This window comes from Pseudomonas sp. NC02, from assembly GCF_002874965.1.
GTDB lineage: Bacteria > Pseudomonadota > Gammaproteobacteria > Pseudomonadales > Pseudomonadaceae > Aquipseudomonas.
Map to the genome: position 1 here is coordinate 1,430,296 of NZ_CP025624.1, position 22,133 is coordinate 1,452,428.

At 59.7% G+C, this 22,133-nt stretch carries 23 protein-coding genes; 6 read left to right on the forward strand and 17 right to left on the reverse strand.

The genetic code is table 11. The features are described 5' to 3' along the window. Positions 1-2: 2 nt before the first annotated feature. Both pdxH and C0058_RS06585 read left to right on the forward strand, forming a co-directional pair. Positions 3-650 (forward strand): pyridoxamine 5'-phosphate oxidase, encoded by a 648-nt coding sequence (pdxH, locus tag C0058_RS06580; RefSeq protein WP_102368249.1) that lies wholly within the window; start codon positions 3-5, stop codon positions 648-650. A gap of 281 nt (positions 651-931) precedes the next feature. Beyond that, positions 932-1,396, forward strand: a complete 465-nt coding sequence (locus C0058_RS06585; protein ID WP_003189251.1) for a glycine zipper 2TM domain-containing protein — start codon at positions 932-934, stop codon at positions 1,394-1,396. Between the two features lie 77 nt (positions 1,397-1,473). Here the strand turns inward: C0058_RS06585 and C0058_RS06590 are convergent, their stop codons facing one another. From C0058_RS06590 to nhaA, 3 genes are all read right to left on the reverse strand, one after another. Then, positions 1,474-1,809, reverse strand: coding sequence for a hypothetical protein (locus C0058_RS06590; protein WP_102368250.1), 336 nt, complete (start codon positions 1,807-1,809; stop codon positions 1,474-1,476). Continuing rightward, positions 1,806-3,035, reverse strand: a complete 1,230-nt coding sequence (locus C0058_RS06595; protein WP_003211689.1) for an S-type pyocin domain-containing protein — start codon at positions 3,033-3,035, stop codon at positions 1,806-1,808. The genes C0058_RS06590 and C0058_RS06595 overlap by 4 nt, the downstream gene beginning before the upstream one ends. Positions 3,036-3,191: 156 nt before the next feature. After that, positions 3,192-4,379 carry a Na+/H+ antiporter NhaA gene (nhaA, locus tag C0058_RS06600; RefSeq protein WP_003211688.1) on the reverse strand — a complete coding sequence of 396 codons (1,188 nt, stop codon included), beginning with the start codon at positions 4,377-4,379 and terminating at the stop codon, positions 3,192-3,194. 213 nt (positions 4,380-4,592) lie between these two features. Here nhaA and C0058_RS06605 point away from each other — a divergent pair, with 213 nt between their 5' ends. After that, entirely contained in the window at positions 4,593-5,690 is a 1,098-nt protein-coding gene (locus C0058_RS06605) for a PLP-dependent cysteine synthase family protein (RefSeq protein ID WP_173406096.1), read from the forward strand. A gap of 135 nt (positions 5,691-5,825) precedes the next feature. Here the strand turns inward: C0058_RS06605 and C0058_RS06610 are convergent, their stop codons facing one another. Continuing rightward, positions 5,826-7,439, reverse strand: a complete 1,614-nt coding sequence (locus tag C0058_RS06610) for an NAD(P)/FAD-dependent oxidoreductase (protein ID WP_102368251.1) — start codon at positions 7,437-7,439, stop codon at positions 5,826-5,828. A 107-nt stretch (positions 7,440-7,546) separates the two neighbouring features. Next, complete coding sequence (locus C0058_RS06615; RefSeq protein ID WP_003211681.1) at positions 7,547-8,218, reverse strand: COG3650 family protein; 672 nt, start codon at positions 8,216-8,218, stop codon at positions 7,547-7,549. 136 nt (positions 8,219-8,354) lie between these two features. Here C0058_RS06615 and C0058_RS06620 point away from each other — a divergent pair, with 136 nt between their 5' ends. Further along, positions 8,355-8,750, forward strand: a complete 396-nt coding sequence (locus tag C0058_RS06620) for a hypothetical protein (RefSeq protein ID WP_102368252.1) — start codon at positions 8,355-8,357, stop codon at positions 8,748-8,750. A 16-nt stretch (positions 8,751-8,766) separates the two neighbouring features. Here C0058_RS06620 and C0058_RS06625 read toward each other — a convergent pair whose 3' ends face one another. Then, positions 8,767-9,366: a short chain dehydrogenase gene (locus C0058_RS06625; protein ID WP_003211677.1), complete on the reverse strand. Its 600-nt coding sequence runs from the start codon at positions 9,364-9,366 to the stop codon at positions 8,767-8,769. A gap of 104 nt (positions 9,367-9,470) precedes the next feature. On the opposite strand from C0058_RS06625, the gene C0058_RS06630 reads away from it, so the two are divergent. Beyond that, a complete protein-coding gene (locus tag C0058_RS06630) occupies positions 9,471-10,379 on the forward strand; it encodes a LysR family transcriptional regulator (RefSeq protein ID WP_003211675.1) in 909 nt (302 codons plus the stop codon). Here C0058_RS06630 and C0058_RS06635 read toward each other — a convergent pair. The 10 genes from C0058_RS06635 to C0058_RS06685 form a co-directional block, all read right to left on the reverse strand. Next, positions 10,376-10,861, reverse strand: a complete 486-nt coding sequence (locus C0058_RS06635; protein ID WP_102368253.1) for a DoxX family protein — start codon at positions 10,859-10,861, stop codon at positions 10,376-10,378. The genes C0058_RS06630 and C0058_RS06635 overlap by 4 nt on opposite strands. After that, a complete protein-coding gene (locus C0058_RS06640) occupies positions 10,858-11,634 on the reverse strand; it encodes a DUF2063 domain-containing protein (RefSeq protein WP_102368254.1) in 777 nt (258 codons plus the stop codon). Before C0058_RS06640 ends, C0058_RS06635 begins: the two co-directional genes overlap by 4 nt. After that, positions 11,631-12,506, reverse strand: coding sequence for a DUF692 domain-containing protein (locus tag C0058_RS06645; RefSeq protein ID WP_102368255.1), 876 nt, complete (start codon positions 12,504-12,506; stop codon positions 11,631-11,633). The genes C0058_RS06640 and C0058_RS06645 overlap by 4 nt, the downstream gene beginning before the upstream one ends. Before the next feature lie 26 nt (positions 12,507-12,532). Further along, on the reverse strand, positions 12,533-12,838 hold the full coding sequence (locus C0058_RS06650; protein ID WP_003211666.1) for a DUF2282 domain-containing protein: 306 nt from the start codon (positions 12,836-12,838) through the stop codon (positions 12,533-12,535). A 260-nt stretch (positions 12,839-13,098) separates the two neighbouring features. Next, positions 13,099-13,800 (reverse strand): ABC transporter ATP-binding protein, encoded by a 702-nt coding sequence (locus C0058_RS06660; protein ID WP_003211664.1) that lies wholly within the window; start codon positions 13,798-13,800, stop codon positions 13,099-13,101. Between the two features lies 1 nt (position 13,801). Continuing rightward, a complete protein-coding gene (gene livG / locus C0058_RS06665; protein ID WP_003211663.1) occupies positions 13,802-14,569 on the reverse strand; it encodes a high-affinity branched-chain amino acid ABC transporter ATP-binding protein LivG in 768 nt (255 codons plus the stop codon). Beyond that, complete coding sequence (locus C0058_RS06670) at positions 14,566-15,819, reverse strand: high-affinity branched-chain amino acid ABC transporter permease LivM (protein ID WP_003211661.1); 1,254 nt, start codon at positions 15,817-15,819, stop codon at positions 14,566-14,568. The genes livG and C0058_RS06670 overlap by 4 nt, the downstream gene beginning before the upstream one ends. Next, positions 15,816-16,739 (reverse strand): high-affinity branched-chain amino acid ABC transporter permease LivH, encoded by a 924-nt coding sequence (gene livH / locus C0058_RS06675; protein ID WP_003211659.1) that lies wholly within the window; start codon positions 16,737-16,739, stop codon positions 15,816-15,818. The genes C0058_RS06670 and livH overlap by 4 nt, the downstream gene beginning before the upstream one ends. Further along, a complete protein-coding gene (locus C0058_RS06680; protein WP_003211657.1) occupies positions 16,739-16,921 on the reverse strand; it encodes a hypothetical protein in 183 nt (60 codons plus the stop codon). Before C0058_RS06680 ends, livH begins: the two co-directional genes overlap by 1 nt. Positions 16,922-16,966: 45 nt before the next feature. Then, on the reverse strand, positions 16,967-18,094 hold the full coding sequence (locus C0058_RS06685; RefSeq protein WP_087693197.1) for a branched-chain amino acid ABC transporter substrate-binding protein: 1,128 nt from the start codon (positions 18,092-18,094) through the stop codon (positions 16,967-16,969). A 340-nt stretch (positions 18,095-18,434) separates the two neighbouring features. Between C0058_RS06685 and C0058_RS06690 the strand changes: the two genes are divergently transcribed. Next, positions 18,435-18,737: a DUF2288 domain-containing protein gene (locus C0058_RS06690; protein WP_102368256.1), complete on the forward strand. Its 303-nt coding sequence runs from the start codon at positions 18,435-18,437 to the stop codon at positions 18,735-18,737. Positions 18,738-19,770: 1,033 nt separating this feature from the next. Here the strand turns inward: C0058_RS06690 and C0058_RS06705 are convergent. Further along, positions 19,771-21,948, reverse strand: coding sequence for a hypothetical protein (locus tag C0058_RS06705; protein WP_023659116.1), 2,178 nt, complete (start codon positions 21,946-21,948; stop codon positions 19,771-19,773). Positions 21,949-22,133 lie beyond the last annotated feature (185 nt).

The window sequence follows — 22,133 nt, forward strand, 5'->3', positions numbered from 1 at the left end:
GCATGACCCAGGCACTGGCCGATATGCGCCGTGACTACACACGGGACGGTTTGAGCGAGGCCCAGGCCCCGGATGAACCGTTTGCCTTGTTCCACCAGTGGTTCGCCGACGCGGTGAAAACCGAACAGCCACCGGTGGAGGCCAATGCCATGACCCTGGCTACGGTGGACCAGGACGGTCGCCCGCACTGCCGGATCCTGCTGCTCAAAGGCCTGGATACACAGGGCTTTACCTTCTTCACCAATTATCAGAGCGCCAAGGGCGAACAACTCGCGGCGCGACCGTTTGCCGCCATGACCTTCTTCTGGCCGACCCTGGAGCGCCAGGTGCGCATAGAAGGTCGGGTGGTCAAGGTCTCGCCCGAGGAGTCGGATGCTTACTTCCAGGTCCGTCCCCTGGGTAGCCGCCTGGGTGCCTGGGCTTCACCGCAAAGCCGGGTAATCAGGGACCGCGAAGAGTTGCAGGCGCTGCTCAAGGCCACCGAACAACGCTTCAGCGATACCCAGCCTGATTGCCCCGAACATTGGGGTGGTTACCGCCTGCTGCCGGAGCGCATCGAGTTCTGGCAAGGCCGCGCGAGTCGTTTGCACGACCGCCTGAACTACCGCTTGCAGGGGGCCGACTGGACCCGTGAGCGGCTGGCGCCCTGAGCCCACCTTTCGTCACCTCGCCTGAATGTAGCGCTGCACGCCGAAGTCTCTAGTCAGAGGCCTTGGATGGGTAGCGCTGCGCTGCGTTATGCGGCCGTTAGCTACAATGATGACAGCGTCCATCAAGATCCTGAGGGAGGTGGGAACGCTACCGTTCGTCGAGTTTTTCGGTACAGGTTCTCTGTACTAAGGCTGAATGAAAACAATTTTCTGCCCGGCATGCCGTGACAGGCGGCAAGCCACAGCGGTTTAATGGATACCTGTCCTTTGGAGTTGATGCTATGCGTAAGTCCGTTTTACTAGTTGCCTGCTTTACCACCCTGTCGCTGCTGCTGGGTGGCTGCGCCTCGAGTCTGACCGGCGACTCGTACTCCCGTGACGAAGCTCGTCGTGTACAGACTGTTCGCATGGGCACCATCGAATCCCTGCGTCCGGTGAAAATCGAAGGCACCAAGACCCCAATCGGCGGCGCTGCGGGCGCAGTCATCGGCGGCGTTGGCGGCAGCGCCATCGGCGGCGGCCGTGGCAGCATCGTGACCGCCGTTATCGGCGCAGTCGCCGGCGGCCTGCTGGGCTCGGCCACCGAGGAAGGCCTGACCCGCACCCAGGGTGTTGAAATCACCGTCCGCGAAGATGATGGCAGCATGCGCGCCTACGTCCAGGCGGTTCAAGAGAACGAAATCTTCCGCATCGGCGACCGCGTCCGCATCATGACGGTGGACGGAACCAGCCGCGTTACTCGCTAAGGGTAAGGTTGCAGGAAAAGAAAAACCCCAACCGGGTGGCCGGTTGGGGTTTTTTGTTGGACGTATGTTTTGCGGGATCAGGTGAACATATGAATATCGTCAAGGGTGTCTTGTACGGCACCACTCAGAAACGGTGATTTTGTTTTTGCTTGTTGCAGTGCTGGCGAAATTTTCGCCATGTCAAGCTCACCGAAGCGTCGCGCGATGTGGCCTATCGCAATGATGGCAGCTGACGCGATGTTCTCGTCATCATTGCTCACATACCGGAGGCAGGTTTCTTGTGCCCACGTAGCGTCTGTCTCGTTGAGGCCAATGGATATCAGGGCTTCTGTGATCTTGTTTAGGTCGTTGGTGGCTAGAAGGCTTATAGCTTCATCGTGGCTCAAAGACGGGTCGTGATAACGCATACTCATTTTTCAGCTCCTAGAATTTTTCCTTTTCGATCTGTTTTATTCGCTTTTATTAAAGCGTTTTTCATCTCTTGTCTTAACTCACTCCACCGCCTCACATGACCGTGGTAAAGACCTTCTGAGGTGCGATCAATCACCACAAACTCGTTTGTGTGTGGGTCAATACCTATTCGTCTACGTGAATTTGGCGGATTCAGCTCCACTGAGTTGTTAAGAGCATCTAAGCCGTTAGTCGGCTTTTTGCTTTTGACAGAGCTATCTTTTTTTCCGTGATAGGGGGCGTCCTCATACTTCAGGCTTACAACGATATACAGAGGCCGAATGCCCGAATCCACCGGAAACACCAGAATGAAATCCCTGTATTCCGGCGGGTAAATCGGGTCAACGATGATGCTAGCGGCCTTCTCGGTCGGTGGGTACACCCAGATTTGCGGTGCCTGCGGCGCAGCTTCCAGCGCAGGAATACCGAGGGTGCCAGCGGGATCGATGGCAGGCGTCCAGATCAGCTCAATCCCGTCGCCCAAGTCCGCGACCTGATGTGTGCCTCGCAGCCCAAACTTCACGACATCGATCATTTCCCAGTCGCGATTTTTCCCTGTGTAGAAGGCGTATCCCTTGAGGGTGCCGTTAGCTAATTGCTCGACGTGCAGGCGAACCCGTGTACGCGCTCGTGGCATTGAGCGCAGTTGACGGTCGCTGTAGAGCGCGCTGTCGCCCAAGCTGGAGGGCCAGATAAGTGCTGCAATCCCAAGCATCAGGCCTGCGGCGACTGTTCCAGCACCGGCTGCGACGCTTGATGCCCCGCCGATCGCGGAACCGCCCAGTGCCAATGTTCCGAGCCCGGCCGGGAGGGCGCTGCCGCTGATCTTCTTGAGTGGCAGTAGCCCCTCACTGTCGGTTTCACGGCCACCAAGCAGCACGTGTTCGCCATAGTCCCCTATGCGATCAAGCGGTAAGTAACCGGACGGATTGTTGTAGTCGATGAGGGCGTCCGGCAGATTGCAGGACTTTGCGAATACGCAGCCGACCATGGGCAATGGCGTTGGCGGCGGCTCCACTTTACGCCTGGCCTCGTAGGCTTCCTGGCGGGCAAGCATGGCTTCATATGCTTGCTGCCTGGCCTCACGCTCAGCCAACTCGCGCTCGTTCATGTTCTCGAGCCGTCGGTAACCGCCCGTGCCGGTCCCGTAGCATCGCCAGACTTGGGGTATATCCTTGTTGTTTGCCATCGTGCCCTCCTGGCGTGTTGCCTAACGACATCCAGCGTTGGAGCCGGGAGCATGACGTTATGGCAAGCAGCGGAGGGTGGATGTAGGACGGTTCTGTGAGATGGCGCCGAATGGGCCTAGAGGAGGTTGGAGCCGGCGAGCCGGCTCCAAAAGCGGTTACGCCTGAACGAGCGCCTGCTTGCGACTGGCCATCGCCGTCACTGCATACCCGATCAGCGCCGCCAGTATCGACCCGGTCAGGATGCCCATCCGGTCCATACCCGCGTATTCACTGCTGCCCGGCACAAACGCCAGGGAGCCGACAAACAGGCTCATGGTGAAGCCGATGCCGCACAGGACCGCCACGCCCAGCACCTGGCCCCAGTTGGCGCCGGCGGGCAGTGCGGCAAGGCCGGTTTTTACCATGACCCAGGTGAAACCCAGTACGCCAACGGTCTTACCCAGCAGCAGGCCGGCGGCGATGCCCATTGGCACGTGGTGGGTGAAGCTTTCCAGGTTGACGCCCACCAGCGAGACGCCGGCATTGGCAAAGGCAAACAGCGGCAGGATCGCGTAGGCCACCCAGGGATGCAGGGCGTGTTCCAGGGTCAGCAGCGGCGATGGCTCGGCGTTTTTGGTGCGCAGCGGGATGCAGAACGCCAATGTTACGCCCGCCAGGGTGGCGTGTACGCCGCTCTTGAGCACGCAGACCCACAGGATCAGCCCGACAATCATGTAGGGCCCCAGCTTGACGACACCCAGCCGGTTCATGGCTATCAAGGCGATCAGGCATGCCGCTGCGCCGGCCAATGACGCCCCGGACAGGTCGGTGGAGTAGAAGATGGCGATCACGATGATTGCGCCAAGGTCGTCGATGATGGCCAGGGTCATCAGGAACAGCTTCAGCGAAACCGGCACGCGCTTGCCCAGCAGGGCCAATACGCCCAGGGCGAAGGCAATGTCGGTGGCCATGGGGATTGCCCAGCCACCCAGGGCGGCCGGGTTGTCCTTGTTCAGCGCCCAATAGATCAGCGCCGGCACGACCATGCCGCCGATGGCTGCCGCTCCCGGCAGTACTACTTGCGAAGGCTTGGACAGTTGGCCGTCGAGCAACTCGCGTTTGACCTCAAGGCCGATCAGCAGGAAGAACAGGGCCATCAGGCCGTCGTTGATCCACAGCAGCGCCGGCTTGGCGATTTTCAGGGCGCCGATTTGTGCGACCACCGGCACGTCGAGAAAACTCGCGTAGAGGTGCGACAGCGGTGAGTTGTTGATGATCAGCGCCAAAGCGGCAGCAGCGATCAGGAGCAGACCGCTGGCGGCTTCCAGCTGGAAGAAACGGGTGAAAGTGCTACGCAGAGGCAAGGGATGCTCTCCAATCAAAGTTCAATAGGTGGGTACCCTAACCCGTACCGTTAGTTGTTAAAACAAAAGTTATATTCTTATTTGTTATAAGGAATCGGTCTGATCACTTGCGCGCCAGACCCCGAAAATTGTGTGTCCAATTGAGTCATGACTGTATCTGTGTGGAGTGTAGGAAACATCCTAAGATCAGGTCTGAAATCCTTAGAGAAACCGATCATGAGCGACAACCGCCAATGGGCCCGCGAAGCCATTCGCATTATTGAAGCGGACTTCCAGCGTAGCGCCGACACCCACCTGATCCCCTTGCCAATGCAGGGTTTGCCAGGTATCGAGTTGTATTTCAAGGATGAGTCCAGCCATCCCACCGGCAGCCTGAAACATCGGTTGGCGCGTTCGTTGTTCCTCTATGCGTTGTGCAACGGCTGGCTCAAGCCCGGTGCACCGGTGATCGAAGCCTCCAGCGGTTCCACGGCGATTTCCGAGGCGTACTTCGCCAGGCTGCTGGGCTTGCCGTTTATTGCGGTGATGCCGGCCACCACTTCCCAGGAAAAGATTGCGCAGATCGCGTTCTACGGGGGCAAGAGCCATCTGGTGCAGGATCCGACGCAGATCTACGCCGAATCCGAGCGCCTGGCGCAGGAAAGCGGTGGTCATTTCATGGACCAGTTCACCTATGCCGAACGTGCCACTGACTGGCGCGCCAACAACAACATCGCTGAATCGATCTTCCAGCAACTGCGCTTTGAGCGTTATCCGGAGCCGAGTTGGCTGATTTCCAGCCCCGGCACGGGTGGCACCACGGCGACGTTGGGGCGTTATGTGCGTTATCGCCAGCACTGCACCCGAGTGTTGTGCGCGGACGCGGAGCGTTCGGTGTTTTTCGACTACTACCTGAGCGGCGACGCCAGCCTGCGCCTGGACTGTGGTTCGCGCATCGAAGGTATTGGCCGGCCACGGGTTGAGGCGTCGTTCCTGCCGAAAGTGATTGATGCGATGGTCAAGGTGCCGGATGCACTGTCCCTGGCGGCCATGCATTACCTGGCGCAGCGCTTGGGGAGGCGAGTAGGCGGCTCAAGTGGCACCAACCTGATCGGTGCGTTGATCGCGGCGCAGCAGATGAAGGCGGCAGGGGAGTCGGGCTCGATCGTGGCGATCTTGTGCGACGGCGGTGAGCGCTATGCCACGACCTATTACGATCAGGCCTGGCTTGCAGGGCAGGGGTATGAGTTGGAGGGTTTGATTGCGGCCGTTGCGGCGAGTGTCGAGCGGGGGCAACCGTTGCCGGAAAGCATCCTGCGCGCCAATATTTGAAACACCGCATTACCAATGTGGGAGCGGGCTTGCTCGCGAATGCGGTGTGTCAGCCAATACATCATTCGGCTGATCCACCGCATTCGCGAGCAAGCCCGCTTCCACATTTGATCTGCTGCGTTTTCAGCGCAGTGGTTAAGCCTCTAGGCCCAACATATCCCGCGCCAGCGCCTCGGCAATCCGAATCCCGTCGACACCCGCCGACAAAATCCCACCGGCATAACCGGCACCTTCGCCCGCCGGGAACAGGCCTTTCACGTTCAGGCTCTGCATCGACTCGTTACGGGTAATCCGCAGCGGCGAAGAAGTGCGGGTCTCGATCCCGGTAAGGACCGCGTCGTGCAGCGAGTAGCCCTTGATCTGCTTCTCGAACGCCGGCAACGCTTCGCGGATGGCTTCGATGGCAAACTCCGGCAACGCCAGCGCCAGGTCACCCAGGGCTACGCCGGGCTTGTAGGATGGCTCCACGGTACCGATGGCGGTGGACGGCTTGCCGGCGATGAAATCACCCACCAGCTGCGCCGGTGCTTCGTAGTTGCTGCCGCCGAGGATGAACGCGTGGGATTCCAGGCGTTCCTGCAACTCGATCCCGGCCAGCGGGCCGCCCGGGTAATCCACTTCCGGGGTGATGCCCACCACGATCCCGGAGTTGGCGTTGCGTTCGTTACGGGAGTACTGGCTCATGCCGTTGGTTACTACGCGGTTCGGCTCTGATGTCGCCGCGACCACGGTACCGCCCGGGCACATGCAGAAGCTGTACACCGAACGGCCGTTCTTGGCGTGGTGCACCAGTTTGTAATCGGCGGCCCCGAGTTTCGGGTGGCCGGCGTACTTGCCCAGGCGTGCAGCGTCGATCAGCGACTGCGGGTGTTCGATACGGAAACCCACCGAGAACGGCTTGGCTTCCATGTACACGCCACGGCCATGCAGCATGCGGAAGGTATCGCGGGCGCTGTGGCCGAGGGCCAGGATTACGTGCTTGGACAGGATCTGCTCGCCGCCATCCACCACCACGCCATTCAACTGGCCGTCTTCGATCAGCACGTCGGTGACCCGCTGCTCGAAGCGCACTTCACCGCCCAGGGCGATGATCTGCTGGCGCATGTTTTCCACGACGCCGGTCAGGCGAAACGTACCGATGTGCGGCTTGCTGACGTAGAGGATTTCATCTGGCGCACCGGCCTTGACGAACTCGTGCAGCACCTTGCGACCGTGGAATTTCGGGTCCTTGATCTGGCTGTAGAGCTTGCCGTCGGAGAAGGTCCCGGCGCCGCCTTCACCGAACTGCACGTTGGATTCCGGGTTCAGCACATTCTTGCGCCAAAGGCCCCAGGTGTCCTTGGTGCGCTGGCGCACTTCGCGGCCGCGCTCGAGGATGATCGGCTTGAAACCCATCTGTGCCAGCAACAGCCCGGCGAAGATCCCGCACGGGCCAAAACCGACGACGATCGGCCGCTCGGTCAGGCCTTCCGGCGCATGGCCCACGACCTTGTAGCTGATGTCCGGCGCCGGGTTGACGTTGCGGTCGTCGGCGAACTTGAGCAGCAGGGCCGCCTCGCCTTTGACTTCCAGGTCGATGGTGTAGATGAAGCACAGCTCCGACGATTTCTTGCGGGCGTCGTAGCTGCGTTTGAACAGGGTGAAATCGAGCAGGTCATCACTGGCGATGCCCAGGCGTTGCACAATGGCAGGCCGCAGGTCTTCTTCGGGATGGTCGATGGGCAGCTTGAGTTCGGTGATTCGTAACATGACAGGAATCCGGTAGGCGGCGGGCAAAGAGGCCGGCTGTTTTGCAAACCGGCGATTATAAGCCCCAACAGCGGTTTCCCGTCATGCTAAAACAGCGCAGGGCGCAATCAGTCGTCTCGCGAACCGCCGAACGACGCGCAACCGCGTTGCACCTGGCCGTTGACCCGAAGCTCAGCGGACATGTGCTGCAGGCTGCCGCTGGCGCTGTCGACACAGCGTTGCGGGGCCACCCAGAGTTCGATGTGCTGGTTATTCGCTTCGGTCATCAGGTTGAACCGTCCGTCGCCCGATTGCTCTTCCACATACGGCACGGCCAATGGTGGCTGGCCTTCACGCTCCAGCACCATGCCCTTGGCGGTGACGTTCATCGCCCAGGCCGGTTTGTGGCCGTTGGCCCGCAGGATCATGCGCTTGAAGTCCGGGTCATCACAGGCCGAGGTCGAGCGCTCGACGCGGTACACCTGTTGCAGGTCCACCGTGCCCTGGGTACCGCTGGCGACGCCGGAGAACTTGCCACGCAGGTCGGCAAACAGTGCGCCTTGCTGGCCGGCCAGGGAGGCGGCCTCCTGCAGGATGCTGGTGCCACCGGTGTCGTTGACCACGTAGTTGCGTTTGTCGTTGCAGGGCTGGAACAGCAGTTTGTCACCCTGGGCCGTCAACTCGCCCTGCATGCGGGTCATCCCGGCGAGAGAGGGCTTGGCCGGCTCGTTATCGAACATCTGGCAGGCGGCGAACAGGGGCAACAGGGCAAACAAGGCTAGGGTACGGGCGGCACGCATTATCGGGTCTCCTGATAAGTGCCGCCACGTTACGCAGGCTGGCGGTGCATCACAAGCCCGGGACACAGGTTGAATAAGGTGTGCCGGGGGCGATCATCCCTGCTGGGACTTTTCCTATAGAGGGATCTGAACGGTCATGGGAACGTCTTTCTCTTTTATTCGGAAAGCCGCGATGACTATTCGATGGAATCTGTGGGGGCTGTTACTGGTGACGGGTTCTGCACTGGGCAGTGAACCGGCGCGGCTGGAGTACTCCTCTGCCACTGACTTTACCGAGATCTCGATCACCGTGAAGAGGACGCCTGACAGTAGCCCGGACTTTATTTCGGTCAGTGTCACGCTGAGCCCGGAGGCCAGGGCCCGCACGGCTGCAATTACTTTACTGGCTTACAACAAGCAGGTTTCGACATACGTAGACGGCTACAACGTGAGTGATGGCGCCACTGTCATGGGTGTGCTGAACACACGAGAAATACAGTTTTCCGTCCCCCAGGACATGCTCCGTAAATGGATGCCCTGGGTTCAACGGTGACGGCTTTTCAGGCTGGTCAACCAACGATAAACGTCTGCCCGGTCTGCAAGCCTTCCACGCTTTTCGCGTAGGCCAACGCCACTTCTGCACCCGGAGCCGGTTTGTACCCACGGAAGTACGGCGCGTAGCTGCCCATGGCTTCCAGCAGGACGGTAGGGCTGACCGAGTTGATGCGCAGGCCGCGGGGCAGTTCGATCGCAGCGGCTTTCACGAATGCATCCAGCGCGCCGTTGACCAGGGCAGCCGAAGCACCGGTGCGAATCGGATCGCGGTTGAGAATGCCGCTGGTGAAGGTGAACGACGCGCCGTCATTGGCGAACTCGCGGCCAATCAGCAGCAGGTTGACCTGGCCCATCAGCTTGTCTTGCAGGCCCAGGTCAAAATCGGTTTCGCTCATGTCGCCCAGGGGCACGAAGTTGACGCTGCCGGCGGCGCAGATCAGTGCGTCGAATTTGCCGGTCTGTTCGAACAGTTTGCGGATCGAGGCGCTGTCGCTGATATCGACCTGGAAGTCGCCACTTTTGCGACCGATGCTGATCACTTCATGCCGTTGGGACAGTTCTGCCTTCACCGCCGAACCCACGGTACCGCTTGCGCCAATCAACAGGATTTTCATCGTGCCTTCCTCCAGATGTGTAGGTGAGGTTTCAGTCTAGAGTGATTTTTTGCGCGGATAAGTGCACTAATAGGCAACCTTTGGTTTTCAATTGGAAACAATCCATGAGCGAAATGGATGACCTCGCCGCGTTTGCCGTGTTGATCGAAGCCGGCAGCTTTACCTTGGCGGCCCAGCAACTGGGCTGCAGCAAAGGGCAACTGTCCAAGCGCATCAGCCAGTTGGAAGCGCAGTTTTCGGTGGTGTTGTTGCATCGCACCACCCGCCGCCTGAGCCTGACGGCGGCGGGTGCGGCGCTGTTGCCGCAAGCCCAGGCGTTGGTGGTCCAGGTGGAGCGGGCACGTCAGGCGTTGGCCAGGCTCAAGGATGATCTCGTCGGCCCGGTGCGTATGACGGTTCCGGTGTCCCTGGGCGAAACCTTCTTCGACGGTCTGTTGCTGGAGTTTTCCCGGGAGTACCCACAGGTGCAGATCGAGTTGGAACTCAACAACCAGTACCGGGACCTGGCGCGGGATGGCTTCGACCTGGCGGTACGTTCGGAGGTCGCCAACGACGAGCGTCTGGTCGCCAAGCCGTTGCTCGCCTGGCACGAGATGACCTGCGCCAGCCCGGCTTACCTGGAACAGCACGGCGAGCCGCTGACGCCGGCGGAACTGGTGGGCCACAACTGCTTGCTGAACAGCCACTACAGTGGTCGTGAAGAGTGGCTGTATCACCAACAGCATGAGCTGCTGCGGGTTCGGGTATCCGGGACCTTTGCCTCCAACCATTACAACTTGTTGAAGAAGGCTGCACTGGTGGGGGCGGGCATCGCGCGCTTGCCGTCCTACGTGCTGCACGCGGAATTGGCTGACGGTCGCCTGCGCTGGCTCCTGCGGGATTATCAGACCCGCAGCATGCCGATGTACCTGGTCCATCCGTATCAGGGCGGCCTGCCGCGCCGCACCCAGGTACTCGCAGATTATCTGGTGGGCTGGTTCAAGCGCAGCGGCGAAGCCCTCGATCGCCTTTAGCGGTAGCGTCGCGCAATCAGGTGATCAATCGAGAAGCTGCCCGGCCCCTTGGCCATCAACAGCAGCAGCAATGCGACCCAGGTGCCGTGGGTCGGGTAGGCGTCCGGGTAGACGAAAAGCTGGATGGTCAGGGTCATGCCCAGCAGCGCCAGCGCCGAGAATCGCGTGGCAAACCCCACGAGGATCAGCACCGGGAAGAAATGCTCGGCGAACGCAGCCATGTGCGCCGCCACTTCCGCAGACAGCAGCGGCACGTGGTATTCGCTGCGAAACAGCGGCAGGGTGGACGGCGCCAAGTGCGGCCAGCCCAGCTGGAAGGTCCCGCCGATCAGGTCCACGGCGAGGCCTTCCACTTTGGTCTGGCCGGATTTCCAGAACACCGCTGCGATAGAGAAGCGTGCGACAAAGGCGATCAGGCTGTAGGGGATTTTCTCGAAGCACTGGATGATCCGTTGGATCAGCCCCGGAGCGGTGGTGTTCATGGCGATACCTTGGGTTCTGTGTGCAAGTGGGTGATGGCGCCGTGACCGATCAGCAGGGCCAGGCATTGGTGCAGGTCAAATTCGGCGGCCGCATCGAGGGCGTAGGCCACGGCCATTTCCAATGGCCAACCGTTGTTCAGGCTGTTGATAAACGTCGCTGAGCCGCTGTCGATGTGAAATACCTGCACGTGCAGGCCATTGCGTAGTACCAGCGCGCTTTGGGCATGGAAGGGGTCGAGGGTGGCGAGGGATTCGCCGGTCTGATGCGCCGCCCATAAAGCCACCACGGCGTAGGCCGAGTTCAGGGTGGCCAGGGATGGATGCAGTTGCAGGCGCAGTTCGCCCAGGTCCGACTGTTGTTGCAGGGTGGCGATGACCTCCTGTTGATCCAGTGGCTGTGCGTCCGCCGCGTGGTAGGCCCTCACCCGCAATCGCTCCAGGCGCGCCACGTCAGCCAGGTAAGGCACGCTGGCGGCGGGGGCGAAGCCCTGGATGAAGTCCGCCAGGTCGCTGCCGTATTCATTGATCAGAGGGCTTGTCGGCGGGAAACCCTGGACATACACACCGGCCATCGCCCGAAAAAACTCATCGCCCACCAGTTGCAGGGTGACCGGGTAGCCGGCGGCCAGCGCGTTGATCAGCGAGCTATGGACATTGTTGCGATACACCGCAAAACGACCGGCCGGATCGGCGCCGTTGCGGCTGAACAAGCCTTGCGGGCAGTTTTCGTCGGGGGACAGCAGTGCGCGGCTAAAGACGTCCTGGCGGCTCATGCACGCACCTCCAGCAGAAACCGGTCGGCCTCGCGTGCTTCAGCGTGCAGCACGCTGAACGCCGGCACCTGGTTGTCGCGCTCGATCAGCGTGGCGACCGGCCCGGTGCGGCTGAGCACGTGCTGGTAGAGCTGCCATACCGCGTTGTCGATGGGGGCGCCGTGATCGTCAATCAGCAAACGGTCGCCGAGGCTGTCGGTGTCTTCGGCAAACCCTGCCAGGTGAATCTCGCCCACGGCGTGCAACGGCAAGGCCTCGATGTACTTCAGCGGGTCTTGCTGATGGTTGATGCACGACACATACACATTGTTCACGTCCAGCAGCAGCCCGCAGCCGGTGCGGCGAATCGCTTCGCTGATGAAGTCGGTCTCTTCCAGGGTGGAGCACTGGAATTGCAGATAGGTCGACGGGTTCTCCAGCAGCATGGTCCGCTGCAGGCGGGTTTGTACCTGGTCGATGTGTTCGCACACCCGCTTCAGGGTTTCATCGTCATACGCCAGCGGCAGCAAATCATTGAGAAACACCGGGCCGTGGCTGGACCAGGCCAGGTGTTCGGAAAAGGAGTGGGGTTGATAGCGTTCGATCAGCGTGGCCAAGCGCACCAGGTGCTCGTCGTTCAGCGGACCTTCGCCGCCAATGGACAGGCCTACACCGTGCAGCGACAGCGGGTACTGTTCGCGGATCAAGCCCAGGTAGTGATGGAAAGGCCCGCCGGCCACCATGTAGTTTTCGGCGTGGACTTCAAAAAAACCGATATCGGGGGACGTCTCGAGCACTTCACTGAAGTGCTCGTTCTTGAGCCCCAGCCCGGCCCGACGGGGGAGGCCGGGCGCCTGAGCCTGGGAGATGGAGTGGGTGAATGAGAGCGTCATCGTCAGTACTCAGGCTGTGCAGGGTTTCAGGACTTGGCGGTGAAGGCAGCTTCCTGGCCGAAGCCGGTTGGCGAGGTGGTGCTTGGGGTTTTCAGGCAGGTACCGGCCGGGACCAGTTTCCAGGCGTTGGCCTGATCCTTGACCTTCGAGGTGCCCGCGCAGGAAGTGCCGGCGCCTGCGGCGCAATCGTTCTTGCCGGCTTCGGCTACACCGAAGCATTTCTGCATGTCATCGGCGGCGTGGGCGGTGGTGGTCAGGGCGGACAGGCTCAGGGCCGAACCCAGGGCCAGGACGAGGGTGGCGGCGGACAGCGAGCGGGTTTTGGTAGTCATGGTGTATCTCCAGCAGTGGGTTGAGTTGGCAAGCATGTTCGCCTGCTTACACCACTAGAGAAAGGGGGAAGGGATTCGTTACAAAGCCGGGGAAAATAATTTCAGGTTTCGCCAAAGTCTTTGGTTCACACCAAACAAATGTGGGAGCGGGCTTGCTCGCGAAGGCAGTGGGTCAGTCACCCAACAAGTTGGCTGATCCACCGCCTTCGCGAGCAAGCCCGCTCCCACAAAAGCCCGCTCATACATTGACCAGATGGGCATCAACCGCCCAAATAAGCCTCACGTACTTTCGGATCGGTCAGCAGTTGTTCGCCGCTGCCCTGCATCACCACGCGGCCGTTTTCCAGCACGTAGGCGCGGTCGGCAATCTTCAGCGCTTGGTTGGCGTTCTGCTCCACCAGGAACACCGTCACACCGTCCTTGCGCAGCTGTTCGATGATGTCGAAGATCTGCTGGATGATAATCGGCGCCAACCCCAGAGACGGTTCGTCCAGCAACAACAGCTTGGGCTTGCTCATCAGCGCGCGGCCGATGGCGAGCATTTGCTGTTCGCCGCCGGACATGGTGCCGCCGCGCTGGCTGAAGCGTTCCTTGAGCCGCGGGAACAGGTGCAGCACCTTGTCCATCTGCTCCTGGTAATCGCCCTTGTCGGTGAAGAACCCGCCCATGGCGAGGTTCTCTTCCACGGTCAGGCGGGCAAATACCCGGCGGCCTTCCGGAACCACGGCAATGCTCTTGCGCATGATCTCGGAGGAGGCCTGGCCCACCAGCTCCTCACCCATGTAGCGGATGCTGCCGCTGTGAGCCTGGGGCGAACCGCACAGGGTCATCAGCAGCGTGGATTTACCGGCACCGTTGGCGCCGATCAGGGTAACGATTTCGCCCTGGCGCACTTCCACGTTGACGCTGTGCAGCGCCTGGATCTTGCCGTAGAAAGTGGAAACGTTTTCGAATTGCAGCATTTTACGCTTCCCCCAAATAGGCTTTGATCACTTCCGGGTTGTCGCGGATCTGCTCCGGCGTACCGTCGGCCAGTGGCGTGCCCTGGTTGATCACGACGATATGGTCGGAAATGCTCATGACCAGTTTCATGTCGTGTTCGATCAGCAGCACGGTGGCGTTGTTTTCTTCACGCAGCACACTGATCAGCGCCTTGAGGTCTTCTGTTTCCTTCGGGTTCAAGCCGGCGGCCGGTTCGTCGAGCATGAGGATCCGCGGGCGGGTCATCATGCAGCGGGCGATTTCCAGGCGCCGTTGCTGACCGTAGGCCAGGGTGCCGGCAGGACGGTTGGCAAACTCGGTGAGGTTGACCTTGTCCAGCCAGTACGCGGCATATTCCATGGCCTCGCGCTCGCTCTTGCGGAACGACGGCGTCTTGAACAGGCCGGCAAAGAAGTTGGTGTTCAGGTGGCGATGCTGGGCGATCAACAGGTTCTCGACCGCCGTCATGTCCTTGAACAACCGCACGTTCTGGAAGGTGCGCACCACGCCCTTGCGGGCGATCTCGTGGCCGGCCAGGCCCTGGATCGGCTGGCCGTCCAGCAGGATGGTGCCGCCAGCCGGCTTGTAGAAGCCCGTCAGGCAGTTGAACACCGTGGTCTTGCCGGCGCCGTTGGGGCCGATCAGGGCCACGACTTGTTTCTCTTGCACGGTCAGGGCCACGCCGTTGACCGCCAGCAAACCGCCGAAGCGCATGCTCAAGTTTTCGACTTTCAGGATCTCGCGGCTCATTTGCGCAGCTCCATGTGGGGACGTTGCATGGGCAGCAGGCCTTGAGGTCGCCAGATCATCATCAGCACCATCATGGCGCCGAACATCAACATGCGGTATTCGCTGAATTCACGCATCATTTCCGGCAGCAGGATCATCACGATCGCCGCGAGGATCACGCCGAGCTGCGAGCCCATGCCGCCCAGTACCACGATGGCGAGGATGATTGCCGACTCGATGAAGGTGAACGACTCCGGCGTCACCAAACCTTGGCGCGCGGCGAAGAAGCTGCCGGCAAAACCGGCGAAGGTTGCCCCGAGGGTGAATGCCGAAAGCTTGATGACGGTCGGGTTCATGCCTAGTGCACGGCAGGCGATTTCATCTTCGCGCAGCGCTTCCCACGCACGGCCGATCGGCATGCGCAGCAGGCGGTTGATCACGAACAGCGCCGCCAGTGCCAGCAGCAGGGCCACCAGGTACAGGAACACCACTTTGCTCACCGGGTTGTAGTCGATCCCGAAGTACTCGTGGAACGTCTGCATGCCTTCGGCCGCGGTGCGGTCGAACGTCAGCCCGAAGAACGTCGGCTTGGGAATGCTGCTGATGCCGTTGGGGCCGCCGGTGATATCGGTGAGGTTACGCAGGAACAGACGGATGATTTCACCGAAGCCCAGGGTCACGATCGCCAGGTAGTCACCGCGCAAGCGCAGTACCGGGAAGCCCAGCAGGAAGCCAAATGTGGCCGCCGCCATGCCGGCCAGTGGCAGGCAGATCCAGAAGCCCCAGCCCAGGTAATGCGAGAGCAGCGCGTAGGTGTAGGCACCCACCGCGTAGAAGCCCACATAGCCCAGGTCGAGCAGGCCGGCGAGACCCACCACGATGTTCAGGCCCAGGCCCAGCAACACGTAGATCAGGATCAGCGTCGCGATATCCACCGCACCACGGGAACCGAAGAACGGCCAGATCAGCGCGGCCACGATCAGGCCGATGATGATGTAGCGCTGGGTGCGCGGCAGGGTCAGGAACTGGCTGACCTTGGGCGATACCAACGGGCCACGGTTGGACTTGAGGAGCGCACCGACCTGTTGGGTGAACAGCACGCGCAGGAACATCAACACCGAGCATAGGGCAATGATGGTCAACGTCACGGGACCGGTGCCATGCACTTCAAGGTTGATCCCGACAATGCTCAACTTGAGCCCGAGTACCGGGAAGGCCACGGCCCAGACCAGCAAGGCGCTGAAAAACGCCGATTTAAGATATCTGCTCATACTTTCTCAACCTCCGGACGGCCCAGAATGCCGGTCGGCCGGAACAACAGCACCAGAACCAATAGACCGAATGCCACCACGTCCTTGTACTGGTCACCGAATACGTCGGCGCCAAAGGCTTCAGCCACACCCAGCACCAGCCCGCCGAGCATCGCGCCCGGAATGCTGCCGATGCCGCCCAATACCGCCGCGGTGAAGGCCTTGAGGCCCACCAGGAAGCCGGCGTTGGGGTTGATCACGCCGTACTGCATGCTCAGCAACACGGCAGCGATAGCCGCCAGTGCGGCACCGATGACGAAGGTCAGGGCGATGATGTTGTTGGTGTTGATGCCCAACAGGTTGGCCATCTTGATGTCTTCGGCGCAGGCCCGGCAGGCGCGCCCCAGACGGGAGCGAGAGATGAACAGGGTCAGGCCGAGCATTGCCACCAGGGTGACGACGAAGACCAGGATCTGCATATAGGAAATCAGCACTTCCTGTGCGCCGCCTGGGCCGAAGGAGATGCTCCCCGGGATCAGGTTGGGAATGGATTTGTCCTTGGAGTCCTGGGACAGCAATACGGTGTTCTGCAGGAAAATCGACATGCCGATCGCGGAGATCAGCGGGATCAAGCGGTTGCTGCCACGCAAGGGGCGGTACGCAACGCGTTCGATACTGTAGCCATAGGCACTGGTTACGACGATGGACGCCAGGAATGCGGCGGTCATCAACAGCGGCAGGGAATGGATACCCAGCATGGCCAGCCCGGCAAGGGCGATGAAGGCCACGTAGGAACCAATCATGTACACCTCGCCATGGGCGAAGTTAATCATTCCAATGATGCCGTAAACCATTGTGTAGCCAATGGCTATCAAGGCATAGGTGCTGCCAACGGTCATGCCGTTAACCAGCGTTTGGAAAAAATGATAGATCTCAGGCATTACAGCGCTCCTAAAAACCCGATACGCATTTCACTGGTGGAGTCAATTTCCGGCTCGGTGCCCTGTTCTGTGATCAGGTTGCACAAAGCGTTTGCCAGCGAACCGCTGGTGACGGTTTTAAGATTTTCAGGTGAGCCAGCGCCCGGATCGCGGGTGACAGGCCCATAAACCTCGTAAAACAAAGCCCACTGCTTGCACAGTGGGCTTGTTGACCAGTAACGCCTGGCTTACTGAGGGGAAACTTCGGTTTTTGGTTTGCCGAAGTGCCATTCGTAGACCACGAACTTGAAGTCCTTCAGGTCGCCCTTGGCGTCGAAGCTCAGGTCGCCGGTCGGGGTCTTGAAGGTACCGGCGTGGATGGCCGCTGCCACCTTGGCGGTGTCTTCGCTCTTCGCGGCAGCGATACCGCCGGCGATCACTTCAACTGCCGAGTAGGCCGGGAACACGAACGGACCGGTTGGGTCCTGCTTGTTCTTGGTGAACTCTTCAACGATTGCCTTGTTGGCAGGATCGGTGTCGAAGGATTTCGGCAGGGTAACCAGCAGGCCTTCGGAAGCGTTCTGGGCGATTTGCGAGATGGAGTCGTTGCCGACGCCTTCAGGGCCCATGAACTTGGCGTTCACGCCTTTTTCCTTGGCTTGGCGCAGGATCAGGCCCAGCTCAGGGTGGTAGCCGCCGTAGTAGACGAAGTCGACGTTGGCTTGCTTGAGCTTCTGGATCAGCGAACCGAAGTCTTTGTCGCCAGCGTTGATGCCTTCGAAGAGGGCAACTTTCACGCCTTTCTTCTCGAGGGTTTGTTTAACGGCGGTGGCGATGCCTTCACCGTATTGCTGTTTGTCGTGGATAACGGCTACGACTTTCGGCTTCACGTGGTCGGCGATGTAGTTACCGGCGGCAGGGCCCTGGGCGCTGTCCAGGCCGATGGTGCGGAAGACCAGCTTGTAGCCACGGGACGTGATTTCCGGGCTGGTGGCAGCCGGGGTGATCATGATCACGCCTTCGTCTTCGTAGATGTCGGATGCTGGCTGAGTGGAGCTGGAGCAAAGGTGACCGACCACGAACTTGACGCCGTCGTTGACCACTTTGTTGGCTACGGCCACGGCTTGTTTTGGATCGCAAGCGTCGTCGTATTCCTTGGCTTCGAGCATTTTGCCATCTACGCCGCCCTTGGCGTTGATGTCGGCGATGGCCTGCTTGGCACCCATGAACTGCATGTCGCCGTACTGGGTCACAGGGCCGGTTTTAGGGCCGGCAATACCGATCTTGATGGTGTCAGCTGCGAACGAATGGCTGGCAACCCCGGCCAGGACCATAGCGGCAAACAGTTTGGAAATCTGCTTAGTAGCCTTATTCATAGTGCTCCACTCTTACTGTTGTATTTTTTATAGTTCTAGCGGCCTTGTGAGCTGCAGAACCGGATCAGATATCTCGGATATCCCCCGGCAGCGGCCTGGCAACTGTACCGGTACAGTGTAGAGCGCCGGTTGATCGCTTGAAAAGCTGGCTGCTGGGGGCAAAACCCGGGTATGTCGCTTAAATGAAAGAAAAAGACAGAATTGCGGCGGGGTGATGCCAGAGTTTCGGGCAATCCTTGGCTTTCCTGACACTTTCGTTCGGTGCCTCATTTGCAACTGGGTTTTTCTGCCTGGGGCTCGACGGTATGATTGCGCCGATTTTTTCTTCAGGTGAACTCCCATGACGCAAGAACCTAGCACCCTCTATGCCAAGCTGCTTGGTGAAACTGCCGAAATTTCCTGGAAGGAGCTTGAGCCGTTCTTTGCCAAGGGTGCCCTATTGTGGGTCGACGCCGGGCTGGATTTGATCGAGGCCGCCGAGGGCATGGCTGAGGACAACCGTGAGAAAGTCGCTGCCTGGCTGGCTGCGGGGAGTCTTGGCGAGGTGTCTGCGACGCGGGCATTGGACCTGGTTGAGCGGGGCCCGAGTTTGTGGGCGGTGGTGGTTTCGCCGTGGATTCTGATCCAGGAAAGGGCAGTGTAGGAAATGCATGCGCGAAAAAGGTGCGTGATTTTTCCGAGTTTAAGTGTGTAGGCGGGTAACTGCATTTGCGGTGATGGCACCTTGCCGTAGAGAAAGGTCACAGGCGGGGGTTACGTGCGCGTCATGGGAACAGTTTTGGTAGCGGCGGAGTGCGGGGGGAATTGTTTCTGGGTGTGAGTTTTTTGAGTACATATCCGTTATTTAGGTAACGGCTACTTATGGTTCCGCTCTTACAGCGGGTCACTTTTGGCAAACGCCCGGAATGCCGGCCCAGCCAAAAGTAACCAAAAGGTCTTTGCCCCACCACTCGGTGCCTCGCTTAGGCTCGGCATGCCCGCACTCCGGCCCGGTTCCGCGGGCCGCCGCGACGGGCCATCCATGGCCCGGCGCGGCTAAATCGGCATCCCTGCCGATTTACCCGCTCCACCGTGCCTACTTGCGGCCATCGTGGTTAACGGGGCCCGCAGATCAAAATCAAAAGCAGAGCACAGCGGCCTCCCGGCCGGCTTGAGTGTAAAAAGAAAAAGCAAAGACCAGAGCGAAAACAGATCTGCTTTTCTGTGGGAGCGGGCTTGCTCGCGAAAAACCTGAGAGCGCCGCGTTTATCCAGAATGCCCGCGTCATCGTTAACGACCTTCGCGAGCAAGCCCGCTCCCACATTTTTTGGACCGTGCCCGCTTTAGCTTTTGATTTGGCTTTTAAACACTCAAGCCGGCCGGTAGGCCGCTGTGCTTTTGATCTTGATTTTGATCTTAGGCGCCCCGTTAAACCACGCTGGCCGAACGCAGGCTTTGGAGCGTGGCTAACCCGGCAGGACGCCGGGTTAGCCGTCCTGGGCCAAGGATGGCCCATGACGGCGGCCCACGGTCCAAAGCCTGCGTGAGGGCACACCGAGCCTAGGCGAGGTGCCGAGTGGTGGGGCAAGAGCGTTTTGCTTACTTTTGCGCTGTTCAAAAGTGAGCCGCTGTAAGAGCGGAACCGATATAAGCCATCACCCAAATAACGGATATACACCCCACCTCAGCAACAAAGCCTACGCCGTCTTCCCGGTATGGTTATTCAGCGAAATAACCTTGGTCTTCCCAATCCGGTGACGATAAATCTCACGCAGGTACTTGATCGCCTTCTTCACACAATCCCGCGACAGACGAATATCGTTGATCGACACAAACTTGTCCTTGTCGTTGATCAACTCACGATACTTCTTCTCGTACATCGGCTTGATCGCATACCAGTTGGTATCCAGGATCTTCGCCGGGTTCTCGAACTCGTTGAGCAGCTCATCAATCCGGTCTTCATCAAAATCCTCATGGATGATGAAATCCAGGATCGAATTATCCAAGGTGTCATCAAACCGATACGGATTACGCGCAAAACAGCGCTTGATAAATGCCACGATCAACGTCAAAAAATCATCCGACAGGCACGGGCTTTTAGCGATCAAGGTCGTGAGCGACAAGTTGGCCGACGCCCCGATCACCAGCGCATACCGTTTGAGCGTCGTATTGGGAAACAGGCTGTTGAGGTGCGTCTTGAGCCGATTCAGGTCCATATAGGACAGCTTGTAATCCTTGGGCAACGACACAATCGACACCACCGACGAGCAGTTCTTGAAGAAGTGCAAGTCATGCAACGCCGCCGCGTCATAGCCGGAATTCTTGTACTGCTCCAGGGAGGCCTTGTACCGCTTGGACTCAATCGGCAACAGGCTGATGCCTTCGATCGCCTGGGTCACCTTGTTGAAGTGCGGCAGATCAATGGAACGGAAAAACAAGTCGTCGATGTTCAGCCGCTGCGGCTCTTTTTCGAACACCTTGAACTTGTCGCTCGAAGGCGCCGGCGTTTCCGGCACCACCGATTCGGCATAGGCAATCGCCACCGGGCCGGCCAGGCTCATGAACAGGTCGTTGGCATCCAGGCGGATGGTCTCGCCAATGTCGATCCCGGCGCGACGGAAATAGTTCTGGTCGTAGTCGGTGGTAACCGCCTGGGCCGTCAGAATGTTGAAGATCTGCTGCGAGATGTACTGGTTGGCGTGCTTTTCCATGGCATTGACATCAATGTTCTGGATGTTGCCGTCATCGCTTTCCTCGGCGTAACGCATGATGTCGTTGGAGATCAACATCATTGCGTTCCACGGTCGGATACGGCCTTTCACGCTGGCTTCGCTGCTGTCTTCATTGTCGAAGTTGTACGAGAAGTCCCATTCTTCCGATAGGTATTTGCACAACAGCCGCCCGGCGTTGATGTGCAGCGCCTCGGACATTTCGCTGCGGTGATCGGAGATGTTCGGCAGCACACAAATCCCGCTGGTGAAGATCGGCTCGAACACGAAGGCGTGACCGCTTTTGCTGTCATGTTCATCGGCGGGCTTGGTGTCGAACGTCTTGTTCATGTACGAGTGCTGCTGGGCCAGGCCGAACTCCGAGGCCATGCCTGAACCGGTACCGCCGCCGGCGCTGAAGATCGAGAAGTACAGGCGCGACTGGTTGGCCTTGATGCCGCAGGAGTCGATCAGGTACGAGTGGATCATCTTCCAGTCGGGGCTGGAGAAGCGCTGGGTGTCTTTGTTGAGGATGATCTTGGCCAGGTACTGGCCGAGGATCGGCGCGTTACCGGCGCCGCCGGCATGGACTTCCGAGAGGTCCATGATTTTCATCTTGCTGTAGTCCCGCAGGAAACCGCTTTTCTCACCCTTGCGCGAGAAACGGATGCGCCCGGCAATGTCCTTGTCCAGGTCGCCCAGCATCACCAGCGGCTCGACCAGGAACACCGGTTTGGTGCCCTTGTTCGAACCCAGGCGCAGGTTGTTGCGAATCCACTGGGCGGGGCGGTAGCCCTTGTCGGTGGATTTGTCTTCGTTGCTGAATTCGTTGAGGTAGAACTTGCGGGCGTTGTACACCAGCTCTGCCACATCCAGGGCAATGTTGGAGCCACAGCGGCCCAGGCCGATCAGGCACACCGAGGGGAATTCCTGCTCATTGCGCAGTTCACCGTCGACTTCCAGGTGCGGTGCGCGCGGGAACACCATGTCGCGCAGGCCGTCGAGGTTGTCGAGGATGCGGTCGGTGTTGGTCTCGGTGAAGTACAGGTACTGCTGGGTGGCCAGCGGGCGGGCGGTGCTCAATGACTTTGAACCTGAGGGTTTTTCCGCAGGGGCTGTCAGCAACACGTCGGATACCGCGGTGGCAGAGTTATTTTTAGAAGTCATTGTGCGCCATGTGCCTGGACGGATGGCTGAGTAAGTATCAAATAGCCATCACAGAATGAGAGATCGCGACTTTACAGTGCGTCCTGGTCCTGGGCGATAGGGTTTAACCCTAGGGTTTTAAGGGGAAAGCCTGGCCGGACTCTGATGAATCGGCCGTTCGTCGGGGTTCTTTAGTGAAATGATGG

Excerpts from the sequence above, each read along its gene's own strand:
- C0058_RS06630 (WP_003211675.1), top strand. The coding sequence starts at position 9,471 with ATGAGCGAAATGGATGACCTCGCCGCGTTTGCCGTGTTGATCGAAGCC.
- C0058_RS06690 (WP_102368256.1), top strand. The coding sequence starts at position 18,435 with ATGACGCAAGAACCTAGCACCCTCTATGCCAAGCTGCTTGGTGAAACT.
- C0058_RS06595 (WP_003211689.1), bottom strand. The coding sequence starts at position 3,035 with ATGGCAAACAACAAGGATATACCCCAAGTCTGGCGATGCTACGGGACC.
- C0058_RS06640 (WP_102368254.1), bottom strand. The coding sequence starts at position 11,634 with ATGAGCCGCCAGGACGTCTTTAGCCGCGCACTGCTGTCCCCCGACGAA.
- C0058_RS06615 (WP_003211681.1), bottom strand. The coding sequence starts at position 8,218 with ATGCGTGCCGCCCGTACCCTAGCCTTGTTTGCCCTGTTGCCCCTGTTC.
- C0058_RS06685 (WP_087693197.1), bottom strand. The coding sequence starts at position 18,094 with ATGAATAAGGCTACTAAGCAGATTTCCAAACTGTTTGCCGCTATGGTC.
- C0058_RS06625 (WP_003211677.1), bottom strand. The coding sequence starts at position 9,366 with ATGAAAATCCTGTTGATTGGCGCAAGCGGTACCGTGGGTTCGGCGGTG.
- C0058_RS06705 (WP_023659116.1), bottom strand. The coding sequence starts at position 21,948 with ATGACTTCTAAAAATAACTCTGCCACCGCGGTATCCGACGTGTTGCTG.
- C0058_RS06670 (WP_003211661.1), bottom strand. The coding sequence starts at position 15,819 with ATGAGCAGATATCTTAAATCGGCGTTTTTCAGCGCCTTGCTGGTCTGG.
- pdxH (WP_102368249.1), top strand. The coding sequence starts at position 3 with ATGACCCAGGCACTGGCCGATATGCGCCGTGACTACACACGGGACGGT.
- C0058_RS06645 (WP_102368255.1), bottom strand. The coding sequence starts at position 12,506 with ATGACGCTCTCATTCACCCACTCCATCTCCCAGGCTCAGGCGCCCGGC.
- livH (WP_003211659.1), bottom strand. The coding sequence starts at position 16,739 with ATGCCTGAGATCTATCATTTTTTCCAAACGCTGGTTAACGGCATGACC.
- C0058_RS06650 (WP_003211666.1), bottom strand. The coding sequence starts at position 12,838 with ATGACTACCAAAACCCGCTCGCTGTCCGCCGCCACCCTCGTCCTGGCC.
- livG (WP_003211663.1), bottom strand. The coding sequence starts at position 14,569 with ATGAGCCGCGAGATCCTGAAAGTCGAAAACTTGAGCATGCGCTTCGGC.
- C0058_RS06660 (WP_003211664.1), bottom strand. The coding sequence starts at position 13,800 with ATGCTGCAATTCGAAAACGTTTCCACTTTCTACGGCAAGATCCAGGCG.
- C0058_RS06585 (WP_003189251.1), top strand. The coding sequence starts at position 932 with ATGCGTAAGTCCGTTTTACTAGTTGCCTGCTTTACCACCCTGTCGCTG.
- C0058_RS06620 (WP_102368252.1), top strand. The coding sequence starts at position 8,355 with ATGGGAACGTCTTTCTCTTTTATTCGGAAAGCCGCGATGACTATTCGA.
- C0058_RS06635 (WP_102368253.1), bottom strand. The coding sequence starts at position 10,861 with ATGAACACCACCGCTCCGGGGCTGATCCAACGGATCATCCAGTGCTTC.
- C0058_RS06610 (WP_102368251.1), bottom strand. The coding sequence starts at position 7,439 with ATGTTACGAATCACCGAACTCAAGCTGCCCATCGACCATCCCGAAGAA.
- C0058_RS06590 (WP_102368250.1), bottom strand. The coding sequence starts at position 1,809 with ATGAGTATGCGTTATCACGACCCGTCTTTGAGCCACGATGAAGCTATA.